At 51.1% G+C, this 16,420-nt stretch carries 10 protein-coding genes; 2 read left to right on the top strand and 8 right to left on the bottom strand.

Annotated elements, in window-relative coordinates:
• Positions 1-46: 46 nt before the first annotated feature.
• From GON22_RS02200 to GON22_RS02180, 5 genes are all read right to left on the bottom strand, one after another.
• A complete protein-coding gene (locus GON22_RS02200) occupies positions 47-244 on the bottom strand; it encodes a nucleotidyltransferase family protein (RefSeq protein ID WP_202113043.1) in 198 nt (65 codons plus the stop codon).
• Positions 245-259: 15 nt separating this feature from the next.
• Entirely contained in the window at positions 260-766 is a 507-nt protein-coding gene (locus GON22_RS02195) for a hypothetical protein (RefSeq protein WP_160394492.1), read from the bottom strand.
• Between the two features lie 98 nt (positions 767-864).
• Entirely contained in the window at positions 865-1,299 is a 435-nt protein-coding gene (locus GON22_RS02190; RefSeq protein WP_160394491.1) for an SMI1/KNR4 family protein, read from the bottom strand.
• A gap of 118 nt (positions 1,300-1,417) precedes the next feature.
• Positions 1,418-3,130: an ABC transporter ATP-binding protein gene (locus tag GON22_RS02185; RefSeq protein ID WP_160394490.1), complete on the bottom strand. Its 1,713-nt coding sequence runs from the start codon at positions 3,128-3,130 to the stop codon at positions 1,418-1,420.
• Entirely contained in the window at positions 3,127-4,908 is a 1,782-nt protein-coding gene (locus GON22_RS02180) for an ABC transporter ATP-binding protein (protein WP_160394489.1), read from the bottom strand. Before GON22_RS02180 ends, GON22_RS02185 begins: the two co-directional genes overlap by 4 nt.
• A 225-nt stretch (positions 4,909-5,133) precedes the next feature.
• Between GON22_RS02180 and GON22_RS02175 the strand changes: the two genes are divergently transcribed.
• The gene (locus GON22_RS02175) at positions 5,134-6,705 is read left to right on the top strand and encodes an MDR family MFS transporter (RefSeq protein WP_160394488.1); all 1,572 of its coding nucleotides are present in this window, start codon (positions 5,134-5,136) and stop codon (positions 6,703-6,705) included.
• 6 nt (positions 6,706-6,711) lie between these two features.
• Positions 6,712-7,332, top strand: coding sequence for a PadR family transcriptional regulator (locus GON22_RS02170; RefSeq protein WP_160394487.1), 621 nt, complete (start codon positions 6,712-6,714; stop codon positions 7,330-7,332).
• A 410-nt stretch (positions 7,333-7,742) separates the two neighbouring features.
• Here the strand turns inward: GON22_RS02170 and GON22_RS02165 are convergent, their stop codons facing one another.
• From GON22_RS02165 to GON22_RS02155, 3 genes are all read right to left on the bottom strand, one after another.
• Positions 7,743-8,756: a LacI family DNA-binding transcriptional regulator gene (locus GON22_RS02165; protein ID WP_160394486.1), complete on the bottom strand. Its 1,014-nt coding sequence runs from the start codon at positions 8,754-8,756 to the stop codon at positions 7,743-7,745.
• 192 nt (positions 8,757-8,948) lie between these two features.
• Complete coding sequence (locus GON22_RS02160) at positions 8,949-11,279, bottom strand: carbohydrate-binding protein (protein ID WP_160394485.1); 2,331 nt, start codon at positions 11,277-11,279, stop codon at positions 8,949-8,951.
• Between the two features lie 94 nt (positions 11,280-11,373).
• Positions 11,374-16,386: an S-layer homology domain-containing protein gene (locus GON22_RS02155; protein WP_160394484.1), complete on the bottom strand. Its 5,013-nt coding sequence runs from the start codon at positions 16,384-16,386 to the stop codon at positions 11,374-11,376.
• Between the last annotated feature and the right edge of the window lie 34 nt (positions 16,387-16,420).

Below are 16,420 nucleotides of genomic sequence, written 5' to 3'. Positions count from 1 at the left end.
GTCGCCTTCAGATAGCGATCGGGTTTTTGCCGTACAATAATGACTACTATTCTACAACCTGTAGCTCCGGCCATTTTGCTCGCCATTTATTCGCCTTTTCATAAAATATTTCCTCGGAAATTATCTTTTTATTAGGCCGTATCGTGAGGGAGAAAAGATCATTCAATCCGAATGGAGCGTAGGCTTGCATTTTCCCAACCTCGTCAATCCGTGCACCAAGCGCTGTAGCTGTGGTAGGTTGCAATTGTTCCCCGTTAATTTAATGATTGTCGGTCAGAACGATTTGTGTTTCAACGCTTGGCCATGGGGTCGTCGATCCTGGTGGCAATGCAACTTGCACATCATAAGTACCAAGTGGTGAAGTCTCTTTACTATCAAGTTGGGTAATATAAGTCGAAACATCTTCGACGGTCTGGCCAGGCTCCAAATGAGATACGGCTATGTCTGATGTGCAAGGTCCATATGGCTTTATTGCCAAACTATCATTCGTTTCTTGGTGAATGACATTTATAAACGCATGGCTAGGACAAGAAGTGCTTCCCGAAACATAGGTTAAAACCTGTTTTCCTTGGTTAGTTATCTTCGTATAAACTACGATTTCATCATTCAATTCAAATTGGTTTTTACTCAGTTTAATTTCATACGCCAAGTCACCGATTGTTTCCTGATATAAAATCGGCTTTATTTTTTCGGTCTCATTGCCAGATGAACAACCCGTAATTATCAAAATAATACTGAAGATACATACAAGAACCGTTCTCCTCAAAACCATCTTCCTCTCGATGACGACATCAATGCCTAATGATAGACGAGTTTTGAGATGTATAGTTTCACCAAGAAACGCAGTAATTATTGGAAATTTTTCTAAATGCTAATCTCCCCTTTAAGCCACCCCTCAATAAATTGTTTTAAAGAAGAAGCAACCCAAGTTCGGCTATCATCTTCGTGATTCCAAGTGTAAATATCATCCTTTGAAATAGCTCCGTTTACGATGGAGTAGCCAAACAAATCACCGTTTCCTGCATCGGCAACGAACAACATACTATCGAATGGCTTATACATCTCTTTATAATCTTCGGAGCTTCTAATCGCTAAATTCTCTTCTATAATTCGACTCGTTGGCCAAATAAGATGGCAACCGAACTCATCGATTACACCGTTCGTTTCTTCCAATAAGCCCTTTAGCTCATTTGGAAGCATTAAATCGAAACTGTTCCCGACCGCTTCAAGCTCACCTTCGGTTGCAGGCTCTACAAACACGGATTGTTCATCGATCGAACTGATAAATGGTTTCCACATTGCCTTTTCCCCTTTCCCCCCGTGAATGGGCATTGGATCTCCTGCACCCGCAATATCCCAATGCCCTCTATGGGGGACGCTCTCTCATATTTACTAACTGCCATCTACTCTTTTCTGCCTACCTCTGCGCCATCAACAGCTCGCTGTACACGCCACCTGGCTTCGCCAACAACTCTTCATGTGTGCCGCTATCCGCCAACCGCCCGCGGTCCAGGACGTAAATCTGGTCCGCGTTCTCAATCGTAGACAGCCGGTGCGCGATCATGATCATGCTCAGCCCTTGGCGGCTTTCATCGAGTGCAGCGAGCAATCGGCGCTCGGTCTCCAGATCGAGCGCCGAAGTCGCTTCGTCGAGGACGAGAATGGATGGATTGCCGAGTATAGCGCGCGCAATCGCGAGGCGCTGGCGCTGGCCCCCTGACAGCTTAATGCCGCGTTCGCCGACTTGCGTGTCATAGCCGTCGGGCAACTGCTCGATGAAACTGTCAATCTGTGCAATTCGGCATGCTTCCTCCAGCTTTTCTTGCGTTACCCCGTCACGCCCTAGCAGCAAATTCTCGCGAATCGTATCGGGAAACATGTACGGATCTTGGAAGACGATCGACAATCCGTCCGTCCACTGCTGACGGTCCAGCTCGTGAATCGGGACACCATTTAAACGGATCGTCCCTTCAGCCGGATCATAGAACCGGATGAGCAGTTGAGCGATGGTCGACTTCCCGCCGCCGCTTGACCCGACGAAGGCTAGCTTGCGGCCTGCCGGCAGGCCTGCAGACAGCGACTGGATCACATCTGGCAGCTCTTCCGCATAGCGGAACCGCACGTCCTCGAAAGCAATTTCCTTCGGCGATTCGTTCAGCTTGCGCACACCCGGAACATTTTGCTCCAGCGTTAGAATGCCGTTCACCCGATCCATATAAGCCATCTGGCTAGAGAAGCCCATGAAAAATTGAAACACATTGTAGCACGAATCCGACATCTGCGTAGCGAACTGGAAGACGATAACGAACATCCCGATCGAAATGCGGCCATGCATCAGCTCGTAGCCGCCGTACCCGAGAACGATGAGCCCAATGCCCCATTTCATCGGATCGCTCCATCGCATTTGCCGGTTAACCAGCTTGCCTTCCTCCAGAAACTGCTCATAATAACGGTCAAACAGCTTGTTATACAGCTTCTCTTCCCACTTTAGCCGATGGAACGCGATCACTTCACGAGTCGAAGCGACGCCTTCCTCGATCTGAATGAGCAGCGCTGTACGGCGCTCCGACACTTTCTTCGCCGCCTCATGCAGCTTGGGCGAGAAATAGTAGCCTGCTGCCAAGTAGAAGCCGCACATGACGAGCATCATGAGCAGCATCATCGGATTGGCGAAGCCGATAATGCCAACCAAGATGATGAAGTTTAATATCTCTTGGCCGCCCCGCGGCAGCTGCCAGCCTAGGAAGCTTGCCGTCTGGAACAAGTCCTGCGTCATCGTGTATACATATTTGCCGTTCCGGTCTCGGCCGAATCGCTCAATCGGCACATGCTCGATACGCCCCAGCATGCGCCGCAGCAGCGAGTGGCTGATGGCGAATTCGTTTTTGACCAAGTAACGGCTCGTCATTGTAAACATGAGGGCATGCACGAGGCCAGCAACGCCGAATACAGTTATTACTGTAGTAAGCAAGCTATAATGCCCGTTGCCGAACACATCGTCGATTAATATTTTTTGGACGTAGACGAGCGAATAGTTCGATACTGATTCAAGTACGAGAAATAGCAATACGAGTGCGTATGTCCCTTTTACAATAAGCAAGTTAGTACGAATAAACTGCCAGTAATTCATCCAATTTTCACCTCATCCCGATCCCCCGTGCCCGATTGCCCAAGCTCCAGCTCATACAGCAAGCCTCTGCGTTCCATCAACTGCCCGTAGGAGCCGACCTCTGCTGCGCGCCCATCCTGAAGAAATACGATACGGTCAAAATGTTTCACCGTCGACAGCCGATGGGCGATGGCGATCGTCGTTCGGCCAACCAGCACCTCATCAAGCGCTTGCTGCACCTCATATTCGCTCACATTGTCCAGCGACGAGGTCGCTTCATCCAGCAAAATAATGGCCGGCTGTTTAATAAACATGCGGGCAATTGCAATCCGCTGCTTCTGTCCGCCTGACAGCTTAATTCCCCGTTCCCCGACCAGCGTATCGTAGCCTTCGGGCAGTTCCATAATAAAATCATGTGCGTAAGCCGCTTTCGCAGCAGCGACAACTTCCTCATCCGTCGCTTCGGGCTTGCCAAAGCGGATATTGTCCTTTACAGACGAGCCGAACAGGTATGTTTCTTGGAAAACATAACCAATCAATTCACGAAGCCGTTCGAGCGACATTTGATGAATAGGAACGCCATCCAGCCTAAGCAAGCCGCTTGTTGGATCATAGAATCGGCCGACCATTTTGAACAACGTTGTTTTGCCTCCGCCGCTTGCGCCGACAAATGCGATTTTCTCCCCAGGCTGGATGTCGAGATCGAAGCCCCGAATAACGAGCGGCTGCTCGGGATAACCAAATTCAACCCCTTCGAACGCCAGGCGCCCTTTTACCTCCGCAGGTTCAATCGGATCGGCTGGATCCTCAATCTCGATTGGTTTATGCATAAACGTATACAGCGGGGCTGTCTGGTGGATGATAAGCCGCTGCTCGGTCAACTGCGTGACAAGCAGTGTCAGCCTGAACATCGTAGACATGTACAGAATGGTAAATGCAACAAACTCCCCAAGCGTCACATGGTTGTGCCGCACCATATAATAGCCGGTTAAAAATACAGCGATTGCGCCCAAATAGAACGTAATCCGCCGGAAGCTGCCCCGTGCAAAGCTGAACGTCGCCGCCGATAAGTAATCACGTGACCAAGCTTTATGCTCCGCATAGGTCCGTTCGTGATACCAAGGCTGTGCGCCGAACGCCCGGAATTCCCGAAAGCCGGATACGCTTTCATATACTTTTTGGTTAAACGCGATACGGCCCTCTCCCGCCCGCTTGCCGAAGTGGGCTGCTTTCTTCTCAAAATACGGCCCGAACAAATAATAGAGGCAGAAGGTCGGCGCCATAATAAGCGTTAGCCATGGATTAATGCCAAGAAGCAACACAATAGCAACTGCCGTGTATAAAATGTTATCAATAATGCCAGGCAAGTATTGGGTATAGATCCGTTGGACAGATACAACCTCCGAGTTGAACATCGACAGCGTCTCGCCCGCCGGATGCCGTTCATAATGTGCGAAGCCAAGCTTGCGCAGATGCTGGAATATCGCCCCCTGCATATCGCGGGAAGCAAGAGCGCCAATTGTCCGCTGCAGCATGTTCCGCCCGTTCTTGGCGATTAGCATCAGCAGATTGACCCCAACGAGCAAGCCAAGCAGCCAATAAAAGATACGGAAATCCCCTTCTTTCACAACATGGTCAATCATGTATTGAATGACCTTCGGCGTAAGCAAATCCCCCGTCACTGCTAGTATGCTGCACAGGACGAGCAGTGCAATTCGCTTGCCATAAGGCTGCAGGAAGGATAGCGCCCAGCCATATGATTTCTTGGAAAGGTTCTCGCTCTCGTTTGAATGTTTCATTTGAAGCACCCCCTAATGTCTCTATCTATGTCTCCAACTCTCCAAAAATATTAAACTAATATACCAAAAAATTTATTCTATTACTATCATTAATTTCCAAATGGCACAAGAAATCTTAATACAATAATTTAGTTGTATTCCACTCAATTTTGAGTATAATAAGCAAGGGTAATCAAATTTGAGTAATGGATCGATGCGCAATTGATCTTGAAAGGAAGTTGAACAATGGACGCCAAAAACAGCAACGTGAAGCTGGTTGTCGCAGGCCTGCTCCTAGGCTTGTTCATGGCCTCGCTCGACCAGACGATCGTTTCGACAGCAATGGCTACAATTATTAAGAAGCTAGGCGGCTTCGAGAGCTTCATCTGGGTTTACTCCGCTTATATGATCGCAATGGTCGTATCGACGCCGATCATCGGCAAGCTGTCCGACATCTACGGGCGCAAGCGCTTTTTCTTGATGGGCTTAATTTTGTTCATCGTCGGCTCGATACTGTGCGGAACAGCACAGGACATGAATCAGCTCATCATTTACCGGGCGATTCAAGGGATCGGCGGCGGCGCGTTAATGCCAATCGTCTTTACGATTATATTCGACCTGTTCCCAGCTGAGAAACGCGGCAAAATGATGGGCCTATTCGGCGCCGTGTTCGGCATTTCTAGCGTATTCGGCCCGATTCTTGGTGGCGCGATTACAGATAACATCAGCTGGCGCTGGATTTTCTACATTAATGTGCCAATCGGCTTGCTCGCTATCCTGTTCATCACGCAGGCTTATCATGAAACGCGAAGCACCAAGAAGCCTTCCATCGACTGGCTGGGCGCTTTCACACTGACAGCCGCAATCCTGTTCCTCATGTTCGGCCTTGAGCTCGGCGGCACGGACGGCTGGGCATGGGATAGCATGAAGACGATCTCGCTCTTCATCGGCTGCGCTTTGTTCCTTATTCTGTTCCTCGTTGTTGAAGTTAAAGCAAAAGACCCTATTGTAAAACTAAGCCTGTTCAGCAAACGCCTGTTCACAAGCAGCATGATGATCAGCCTGCTGTACGGCGGCATCATGATGGCAGGCGCTACGTATATCCCAATCTTCATTCAAGGCGTCTTCCACAAAACCGCGACCGAGACGAGTACCGTGCTCATTCCGATGATGCTCGGCGTCGTCGTCAGTGCGCAAGTAGGTGGCCGGATCGTCAGCAAGTTCAAGTACCGCAGCATTATGCTCGTATCCGTGCTTGTCCTTCTCGTCGGCACTTCGCTTCTTGGCTTTGCAATGGATGAATCGACGAGCCGCCTGATGATCGCGCTGTACATGATTATCGTCGGCCTTGGCATCGGCGTATCGTTCTCACTGCTTAACATCTCGACGCTTAATGCAGTTCCGCCGCAGTACAAAGGTTCAGCATCATCCCTGATTACGTTCTTCCGTACGATCGGATCTGCACTCGGCATTACTGTCTTCGGTGCGCTCCAGAAACATGATTTTCAAGCTGGCGTCGCTGCCTTGCCGAATATCAATCCTGAGATGGCTGAGCAAATCAAAGGCGGCCAAGCGCTGCTCGATCCCGCTGTTCAGGCGAAAATGCATATGCCTACAGAAATCGTGAACCAACTGCTCGGCAAGCTTTCCGACTCGATCATCTACGTCTTCCAATGGTCAGTAATCCTCCCTGTCGTTGCGTTTATCTTCATTGTCCTGATGGGCAATGCACGCTTGGAAACGGCCAAGCACGGCCAACAAGGCTCCCCGCAAGCTGGAGCTGGCGGCAAGCCTGACCCTTCCCTGCAGAAAGGGTAAGCCAACATGTCCATGAAGCTGCTTGTTCTAGGGTTGCTTATGGAGGGCGACAAGCATCCCTATGAAATTCGCCAGACGATCAAACAGCGCAATTGGGACGAATCGTTTAAGCTCCGAGATGGTTCACTGTACTATGCAGTGGACCATCTGCGGGCGGACCAGCTAATTGAAGCAGCAGAGATCGTCCCAACTGCAAGCGAGAATCGTCCGGACAAAACGATATTCCGCATCACCGAAGCCGGAAAAACCGAATTCCTCAGGCTGCTGTACGTCCAATTCGGACAGAGCTCGTACCCACAGCAGCCGATTTTTCTCGGCCTTCCATTCGTGCGGCATGCGAATGCCGATCTGATCATCTCGTCCATCGAAGGGCAAATCGCCAACGGTGTCGCTCGCTTGGAACGCCTCCATCATATACTGGCGATTAAGGGCGAAATGTTGCCCAAAGGCTCATTCATGATGATCAAAGGCTTCATCCGATTCGGGGAGGCCGAGCGCCTATGGCTGGAGGATTTGCTGGCGCTCGCCCGCTCCGGCGAGTTATTCGAAGGGTCCAAATGGACGGCTGAGCAGATTAAAGAATACCAGAAGCTAATGAAGGAATGCCAGAAACGGCCAAAAGCCTAGCCGGCAAGCGCTAGTTGTAACAGGCTGGATTCCCTGCACATAGAAGCGCACATCCTATATTCGGCCAAAGCGCCAAAAGAAGGGTGCCCCTAAAGCGTAAACTTTAGGGGCACCCTTCTTTCATCTGCCTAAACAATAAGAAACCGTATGGCGGAAACTCTAACGGACCGAGTGGGCCTTATTTAATCAAATTCAAGCACATTTGTGTTCTAGCGGACCAAGCAGCCGCTATTTGGCCAATATTCCTCTCACGAGGCAGCAAAATGGCTAAATAACGGCTGTGAGGTCCGTTACATTTGCAACTGGTGCTTTTGGATGGGCTATCACGGCTCTGAGGTCCGTTAGAAAAAGAGGTGCCCTCCAGCCGTCGCGGCATTCGGGGCCCCCCTTTCTCCTTGCCTAATTCGGTGCTACTCCGTTCGATTATAGCTGGAAGACTCGCGGATAATGAGATCGGAATGAATAATCCAGTCTTTCTTCTCGGCGTATTCTTTGTTCGTCATGAGATCGATCAACTTCTCCGCGATCAGTGCTCCCATCGCATACTTCGGCTGGCTAACCGTACTGAGCGGCGGATTAATGTACCTCGAAATCCGGTTGTTATCGACGCCTACGACAGCCATATCCTCGGGAACCCGAACGCCCCGTTCTAGACAAACTCGATAGACCCCGAGCGCCATCTCATCATTCGCAACGTAGACGGCACTGAAAGGCGTGCCGCAGTCCATCAGCCGATTCATCGCATCATAACCGCCCATCTCCTGATAATCGCCATTATCGATTAGCGATGGCTGAAACGGCACTTGATGGTCCTTAAGCGCCTTCATGTAGCCTTCTAGACGCTCATAGCTTTCTGCCGAATCCGAATAGCCGCCGATATAAGCGATGCTCCGATGGCCTTGCTCGATCAGATGGTTGACGGCGACATGCGAAAACTTCACGTTGTCCGTCTTGCAGGTCGGAATTTCATCATGCGCGATGGAGCGTCCGACAACACCGATCAGGAAGCCTTTGTCGGCCAATTCGTACAGGTCCTCATCATTCATGAACGGCACGACCATAACCATCGCATCTACTGTCCGGTTTTTGAGCAGCTCCAAATACTCCGCTTCCTTCTCAAGCATATTGTCCGAGTCGCAAATAATAAGCTTATACTTCTTCGCATAAGCCATATTCTCGATCCCTTTAATAATCTCAGAGAAGTAGGAGACATTGATATCGGGCACAATGACGCCAATCGTCATCGTTCGCTGCGAACGAAGCTGCTTGGCAGCCGCATGCGGATGGTATTCCATTTCTTCTATAACCGCAAGCACCTTGCGTTTTGTTTTCTCGGTTACCAAGTTGCTGTCGTTCAGCACACGTGACACGGTAGCCGGCGAAACGCCAGCCCGCTTGGCAACATCGACAATTTTAATATCCAAGTGGCATTCAACCTTAGTAAAGAAAAATAGTTATATCATTAATTATAGAATTATTGCCACTGGATTACAAGATAGGTTCAATCTTAATCCCATTATCTAGCAAGCAAAAAGAAATAGAAACGCCGAATCGAATGAACTCGATTCGGCGCTTCTTTGTCCAGCCTTTTGTTACCGCTTAATCATATACCTTTATTAATTGCCCACTTTTTGAAATGCCCATGACTGCGAGTTGCCGCCATTGTCCGTGGATTGAACGATGCTCGCGCCATCGGCAGCAGACGCATTAAGAATATCAACCGCCTTGCCGCTGTTGCGGTTGACGATTTTGTAATAGCCAGCGGTTGTGGCAATAATCTGCCATTGCTGGTTTGTGCCGCTGCCATAAGCCCACTGTTGGATAATCGCGCCGTCAGCGGTCGATACATCCTTCACATCAAGCGCTTTGCCGCTGGTGATATTCGTTAGCTTATAGTAGCCTCCGCCAACATTCTCGACTCTGAATTGCTGATTCGTGCCGCCTGTAAGTGTCCACTGCTGAAACACCCCGCCGTCTGCTGTCGAGCCATCTTTAATGTCCAGCGCTTTGCCGCTTGATTTGGATGTGATCGTGTAGATTTTTCCCGATTCGATTGCCGTCGAGCCCGGAGGCTGCACGGAAGATTGGGAAAACTTGATCCAGTTCAAGTTAATGCCGCCTGAAAATTTCAAATAAACGTTCTGAACGCCGCTTGCGCCGGAGATCGGACATGTTATCGTCGTCCATGTTTGCCACCCGCCAGTTGCAGCCGCCATACATGTGCCAACTAACGTACCTGTTGGGCTGCCCAGCCGAACCTCAATGTTTCCGCCGCTAGCTGCACTAGCCACTCTTGCTTGCAAGCTCGCAGCGCCACTGCCGAAATCGACTTGGTTAAAGAAAATATAGTCGCCATTGTCAATCCAGCCTACGTTTTGGCCGCCGCCTGTATCAGAAGTCGCTTCAAGCTGTACGCCAACCTGGCCATCATAATTCTCGGCTTCGATCTGGCTGAATGCATCCTTCACTGTGGGGTTCGTGCCGCCGCCCGGCGTCCCGCTCCACTTGAATGTCGCAACGGCGCCTGCCGGAAGCGTGTAGGTAAACGCTTGCGATCCCCATGCGACCTTGAATGTGTTGCTGGAAGAGCTATTATTGAGAGCGATAAGCACCTTCGATCCGTCTGGGTTTTTGAACGCCACATTCTCGATGCCGCCAGCGAAGTTGTTCGTATCGATGCGAACCGCGCCGTTGTCGACGAATTTGCTCGCATGGCCCAGCACGTAATATTCGACTTCCTTCTTCACATTGCCGCTATTGTCAACCGTAACTACGCCGCGGCAGTTCGTGCAGCCGCCATTCGTCGGTCCATGGGATGGGTCGAGCGCGAGGTTCCACAACAGTACGCTCTTCGCCCAATTGCGAATCGATCCGATCACCAAGTTGGACATATTCCATTTCAGATTGGCACCGAAATCCGTGCTCCATTCGCCCCCCGAGCATTCGGTGAACCAAATGCCTTTGTCCGGGTAAGCATTATGAACATTCGTTTGGTTTGCCACATCCCCTCCGTAGCAGTGGAATGCCGAGCCGGCCACATAGCCTTTTGCTTGGGCATCGTTTAGAATCGTCGTCGGGTAACCCGGTTGGTCCCAGTTATGGTCATAGCCAATTATTTTCGCCGTAATTCCGTTGCTTGCAAATGCTGGCCCGAGGTTGTTTTTAATAAAATTGGTTTGCTCGGCTGCTGACATCCCCATACTCGGGTAGCTTGATGTCTGGTGCAGCGGCTCATTCTGGGGCGTAATCGCGTAGATCGGGAGCCCTTGCGCCTGATAAGCCTGAATATACTTCACAAGATAATTCGCATAAGTGCCGTAATGCTGGGTTTGAAGGCTTCCCCCGTTAAGCGATTGATTGTTCTTCATCCATGCGGGCGCGCTCCAAGGCGTGCCGAGAATGAGGAGGCCGCTATTTTTCGCTTTCGCCGCCTTCAGCATAGGAACGACATCGTTTAAATCTTGCCCCAATCCAAAGTTCACAAGATTCGGGTCCGTTTGGCCAGATGGACGGTCATTATACGTAAAGCTGCTCAAGGAATAGTCGGATGCGCCAATCGTCTGGCGGACAAAATTCAACCGAATGCCGCTGCTTGTGAACAGCTCATCAAACAGCGTATTTCGCTGGGAAGCACTCATCTTGTTGTTGAACAAATACGCGGACGAGCCTGTCATCGCTGCACCAAAACCATCCATCGACTGGTACGCCACATTCTCATTCACGTTGATCGTCGTCGGATTGGCAGCGCTTACAGGAGAAAACGAAACATTGCTTTGCGGCTGCAATAGCTTGGATTGATCCGCAGTTGTCATCCACACCTGAACGGCCTCATTGGCCGCCTCGGCTTTGGGAAGCAGATTGCTGAACCCTCCGAAAGCTAACAAGGCTGAAAACAAGGATAATACGATGATACGGCTAACCGGCCTGCCTAAAAGCGAAAATCTCACTACTAACACATCCTCTCACATTTTTTATTTATAGAAAAAGACACCTGGAGTTTATGTTGCCTTACTCCAGGTGTCTAATCTATTGAGGGTTATACTAGCTATTCAATTGTTGCAGCAAATGATCGATCATTACTGCTGCCTCGGCGCGAGTCGCATTATTCTTCGGATAGAAGAAGCCTTGCGGCGTACCGCTTACGATACCCGATTCCAGCAATTGCTGGAGTGCCGGGACTGCCCATTCTGCTACGTCCTGGCCATCCTTAAGGCTGGCCACGCTTGCAGCATCGCCTGCTGCTTGCGCTTTATTCGCGAAAGCGAGCGCATTCGCAAGCGAAACAACCATTTGCTCACGCGTTACTGGCGCGTTCGGGCGGAAGGAACCGTCCTCGAAGCCTTGCACCAGCTTCGCCTCAACTGCTGCACCTACCGCTCCATCGAACCATTGATCCGCTTTTACGTCTGAGAACGCTGCTGTTGTTCCTGCCTTTTGCTCCAATCCAAGCGTTCTTACGAGCAATGCTACCCATTCAGCACGAGTGACCGTGCGTTGTGGTTGGAAGGTGTCTTCCGTTGCACCGGTAACAATCAGTTTCGAAGCGAGCGACTCAATGCTGCCCTTCGCCCAATGCGTTGCGATGTCGCTGAAGGTTTTCTCCAGTTGGATTACCGCATAGCCGCTGTTATGGTTATTTTGCAGGGAAGCCTGTACCGTACCGTCTTGCTGCTTGCCGAATGTAGTTGGAACAAACTGCAATTGGCCCGATTGGTCCATCGTGACGCCAACCGCATGCTCGGCATTTGTGCCTTGGCCCAGTATGAGCGTGCGCTTCACATGATGTTTGCCGAAGCTCGTAATTTCCTGTGTACGGCCGCCATCCTTCACAAACACGCTGAAGGATACTGCTGGCGTGAGCATCGAGCCTCCTGCTTGCTTCACCGCTTGCTCCCATTTCTTCTGGTCCGCGCTGCTAGCTGGTGTAATGCGAACCGTCAGCTCTGCTTGTGAACCCGTTTGCGCCAAGTTGGAAGCACCCGCTGCTAATGGCAGCTCATAGGATACGCCGCCCCATTGTACAGTAATCGATACGTCTGGTTTAAGCTTGCTAATTGCTTGAAGCGAGGCAACCGGCAGAGTAACAGCTAGTTCTTCTGCTTTTGCCTGCTCGCTTACATGAACGACGATGCTGCTAACCGGGTTATGGTTGGCAGCTTCTTGCACGATTGATGCCGGAACGTATACAGCAGCTGTTACTGCACCTGCAGCCGTGCTTGTTTTTACGTCCAATTGGCTAATCGTAGAAATGCCGTTTGCATATTTAACCGTTGGCTGCTGCGCTGGGCCAACGATCACGCCGCCGCCCGTGCCATTACCGGTGCCGGTGCCGTTGCCTTCACCATTGCCAGTGCCATTGCCTTCACCATTACCGGTACCGTTGCCTTCACCGTTACCGTTGCCGTTGCCGTTATCCGGCGGCACAACCGCTGCTTGCGGCGTCACTGTAACCGGTGTAGAAGAGAAGGATTCATTGCCATCCGTATCCAGTGCGCTCACCTTGAACGAGTAAGCCTGGCCATTCACCAACGACGGAATCGTGACCGATTGGCCCGTTACATTGTCAACAAGATTCCCATCTTGGTACACGTTGTACGAAGCGATATCGTATTCCGTATTCGCTGTCCATTGCAGTGTCGCTTGCGCGTCTCCGGCAACGGCTTGAAGCCCAGTCGGCATAGCTGGCGCGTAGCTGAAAATTTCAAAGTCATCGATTGCCGCCCAATTGCCGCCCTTTGCATCAGAGAAGACGCCAATCTCCAACTGGCCGTTCGTTACTTTAATGTTGTCGATTGCAAAGGCCGTCCACGACGCGCCGCTTGCGGAACGAAGGTCCTTATTCTTCTGGCTGCCGCCGTAGTTTTTCACTTCCATTTGGAACGTGTTCTGGCCGCCGCCTGTACGCACCCATACTTGTGCTTTATACATGCCGTTCGGCAATTGAAGCGTCCGGTACGTGGACTGCTGGTAATCGCTTCCGCCCCAATGCGTCAGCTTGTATTGGCCGCGCGGGCCGTCATTGTCGACAAAGGCTGCAAGCGGCTGTTGGCCAGGATGCCATTCAGACCATTGGTCCATCGAGCCCGTCTCGAAGTCCATATTCGGCAATGGAACCAGCGTACCCACTGCTTGGGAAGCAGCGATTTGTGCCACACTATGTGCCGATTCGTTACCCGCTTGGTCAACCGCTGTCACCGTGAAGCTATAGTTCACGCCAGCGATTAGATTTTTCACCGTATAGGTCGTTACAGTAGCTGGGCTAACGGATGCAATCTTCGTGCCATCGCGATAGATGTTGTATTTTACAAAATCACTCTCTAGATTCGGTTCCCACGCCAGCTTAATTTGCCCTACGCCACTCTCTGCCTTCAGGCCGGTCGGGGCAGCAGGCGCTTGCGCGTCATTGCCAGGGTCCGTTGTAGCAAAAGCGCGATCAGAAGCAATCGATTCGCCCGTGCCATTGAATGCTGTCACGCGATAGTAGAACGTCGAATCGCCGCGCAGCCCCAGGTCCGAATAGCTTGCCGAAGATGCTGGCGCGATTCCGATTTCTTGGAACTCATCATAAACCGCTCCGGTAACAGAAGCAGAGTCGAGTGCAGAACGATAAATTTTGTAGCCTTCCGCTTGTGGAACCGCATCCCATTGCAGGACGATGTTATTGCCTTGGTCCACTTGCGCAGTTACGTTCGTTGGGACAGCCGGAGCAGCCGTTCCCCGCTCAGCCGCAGGCGCTTTGGATGTCGTACGGAACAGCTCGAAGTCGTCGAATGCCGCCCACTCGCCACCCTTATTCGTCGCCGATACGCCGATTTCCACTAGCCCATTGGATACTTGGATGTTAGGAATGACAAGCTGTGTCCATTGGCCGACATAGTCGGTTGTGCTAGCCGGAGCGCTAAGATCTGCGCCGCCGTAGTTTTTCGCATTCAGCTGCACATTCGTGTTCGAGCCCTTCTGGTACCATACCGACGCACGGTACGTTCCGTTTGGCACTTTCACGACATGTGAAGTCGATTGCTGATAATCAGCTCCCGCATAGTACGTCAGCTTGTAGCTTCCGCTGCGCGGGCCATCACTGTCTGCTTTGTGCGCGGAGGCTTGGCCATTCGGCACCGATTCGTTCCATCCTTCCAGCGTCCCCGCTTCCAAACCGCCAGATAGGCTCATGTAGTTCAGTGTGTCTTGGAACACATCAAATGAAAATTGCAGCCAGTTTACATTCGCTTTGCCATGGAACAGCACATAGAGCGTATGCGTTCCGGTTACGGAATCGATCGGCGCAGTGCTCGTCACCCATTGCGGCGTTGCACCAGCGCCTGTGCTCGGTGCCAAATCAATGCTGCCAATCGTACGGCCAGTCGGGCTATCCAGCTTGAACTCCAACTGGGCATCCTCTTCAACTGCAGCGCGTACTTTCAAGCTTGCTGTTCCGTTCACGAACTCGACATTATTGAACGCAATGTAACTGCCTTCGCTCGTCTGCCCGACTGCCTTGCCGCCGCCTGCATCCGGCGTAATCGCTGTTTGTACATCGTTCATTGAATCAAAATCTTCCGCTTCCAGCTTGCTGTAAGGGTTCGCTAGCACATCACCCTGCTGCGTTCCTTCCCATACGAAGGACGCGACAGCGCCTGCTTCGAGCGTATAGGTGAAGCTCTGTGAGCCCCAGCGAACCTTGAACGCCTTCGCTTGCTTGGACGAGTTCAGCGCCACCAGCACTTTGGAACCGTCTACATTTTTGAAAGCTACATCTTCAATGCTGCCATTGCCAAACGTGTTGGATTGAATGCGTACTGCACCTGGCGCAATGAACTTGCTCGCTTGGCCAAGGGAGTAGAACTCTTCGTTATACGTAACATCACCTGTCTGTTGGTTGATCGTCACGATACCGCGGCAGTCTGCGCATCCGCCATTCGTCGGGCCATGGGCTTCGTCCAGCGCAAAGTTCCATTTCAGCGACGTTTTTGCCCAGTTGCGTGTCGCGCCGATGACAAGATTTTGCACATCCCACACGACGTTAGCGCCGAACACATTCGCAAACTCACCGCCGGAGCTTTCCGTAAAGTAGATGTCCTTATCTGGATGCTGGTCGTGTACGAAAGCTTGGTTATCCACGATGCCTGCATAAGCATGGAACGCCGATCCTGCGATATAAGCTTTCGCCTGCGGATCATTTAATACGTCGATCGGATAGTTCGGCTCATCCCAGTTATGGTCCCACACGATAATTTTTGTCTGGATGCCTGCGGCTTGGAATGCGGGGCCTAAGCTATTTTTGACAAAATTAGCTTGGTCGCTCGGTTCCATCCGCATGCCCGGATAGCCGCTCGGCTCAAAATGCGGCTCATTCTGCAGCGTAATCGCGTCAATTGGCAAGCCTTCATTCGCATACGCTTGAATAAACTTAACGAAATATTGCGCGTATACGTCATAATACTCTGGCTTGAGCTGCCCTTTATTAAGCGCACCGTTCGTTTTCATCCAAGCTGGCGCGGTCCAAGGCGTCGCCATAATTTTCAATTGCGGGTTAATTGCCAGCGCTTGTTGGAGCACCGGAATCATGTATGCGCTATCATGATCGATCGAAAAATGATCCAGATTTTCATCCGTCTGCCCTGGCGGCATATCATCATACGTATAATTGCTCAAGGAAAAATCGTTCGCGCCCATCGGCACGCGCACATAGCTAAAGCCAACGCCGCTGTTGCGGTCGAATAGCGTTTGCATCAGATTGTCGCGAGCAGGCTGGGTCAGCTTGTTCGCAATCAGCCATGCAGAGGAATCTGTCATCGACGCGCCGAATCCGTCCATCGATTGATACGTTTTGTTCTCGTTTACGTTGATCGTCAGATCCATTGGATTCGTGTCAGCCGTGAATGCGACGTCCGGCTCCGCACTAATTAGCTTGCTTTTGTCCCCCCGTGTTTCCCACACCTTTACCGGTGTGCTAACGGCCGCAGAAGACTTAGGCGCGAATACGCCAGTAAAGCAGGAAATGAACAAGCTTACGGCCAACAACTGCGCTAGTCGCTTCGAAAATGTTCGTTTCATGTTCGTTCTCCTTTTCTAAGTAGGCTCGTTTAAT

Source organism: Paenibacillus sp. MMS18-CY102 (assembly GCF_009789195.1).
GTDB lineage: Bacteria > Bacillota > Bacilli > Paenibacillales > Paenibacillaceae > Paenibacillus_T.
Note: the sequence above shows the minus strand (reverse complement) of the source record. Positions and strands in the feature narration are given on the sequence as shown.

What these genes read in the sequence shown, in the direction of transcription:
- GON22_RS02180 (WP_160394489.1), bottom strand. Translation starts at nt 4,908, where the DNA reads ATGAAACATTCAAACGAGAGCGAGAACCTTTCCAAGAAATCATATGGC.
- GON22_RS02175 (WP_160394488.1), top strand. Translation starts at nt 5,134, where the DNA reads ATGGACGCCAAAAACAGCAACGTGAAGCTGGTTGTCGCAGGCCTGCTC.
- GON22_RS02155 (WP_160394484.1), bottom strand. Translation starts at nt 16,386, where the DNA reads ATGAAACGAACATTTTCGAAGCGACTAGCGCAGTTGTTGGCCGTAAGC.
- GON22_RS02170 (WP_160394487.1), top strand. Translation starts at nt 6,712, where the DNA reads ATGTCCATGAAGCTGCTTGTTCTAGGGTTGCTTATGGAGGGCGACAAG.
- GON22_RS02185 (WP_160394490.1), bottom strand. Translation starts at nt 3,130, where the DNA reads ATGAATTACTGGCAGTTTATTCGTACTAACTTGCTTATTGTAAAAGGG.
- GON22_RS02190 (WP_160394491.1), bottom strand. Translation starts at nt 1,299, where the DNA reads ATGTGGAAACCATTTATCAGTTCGATCGATGAACAATCCGTGTTTGTA.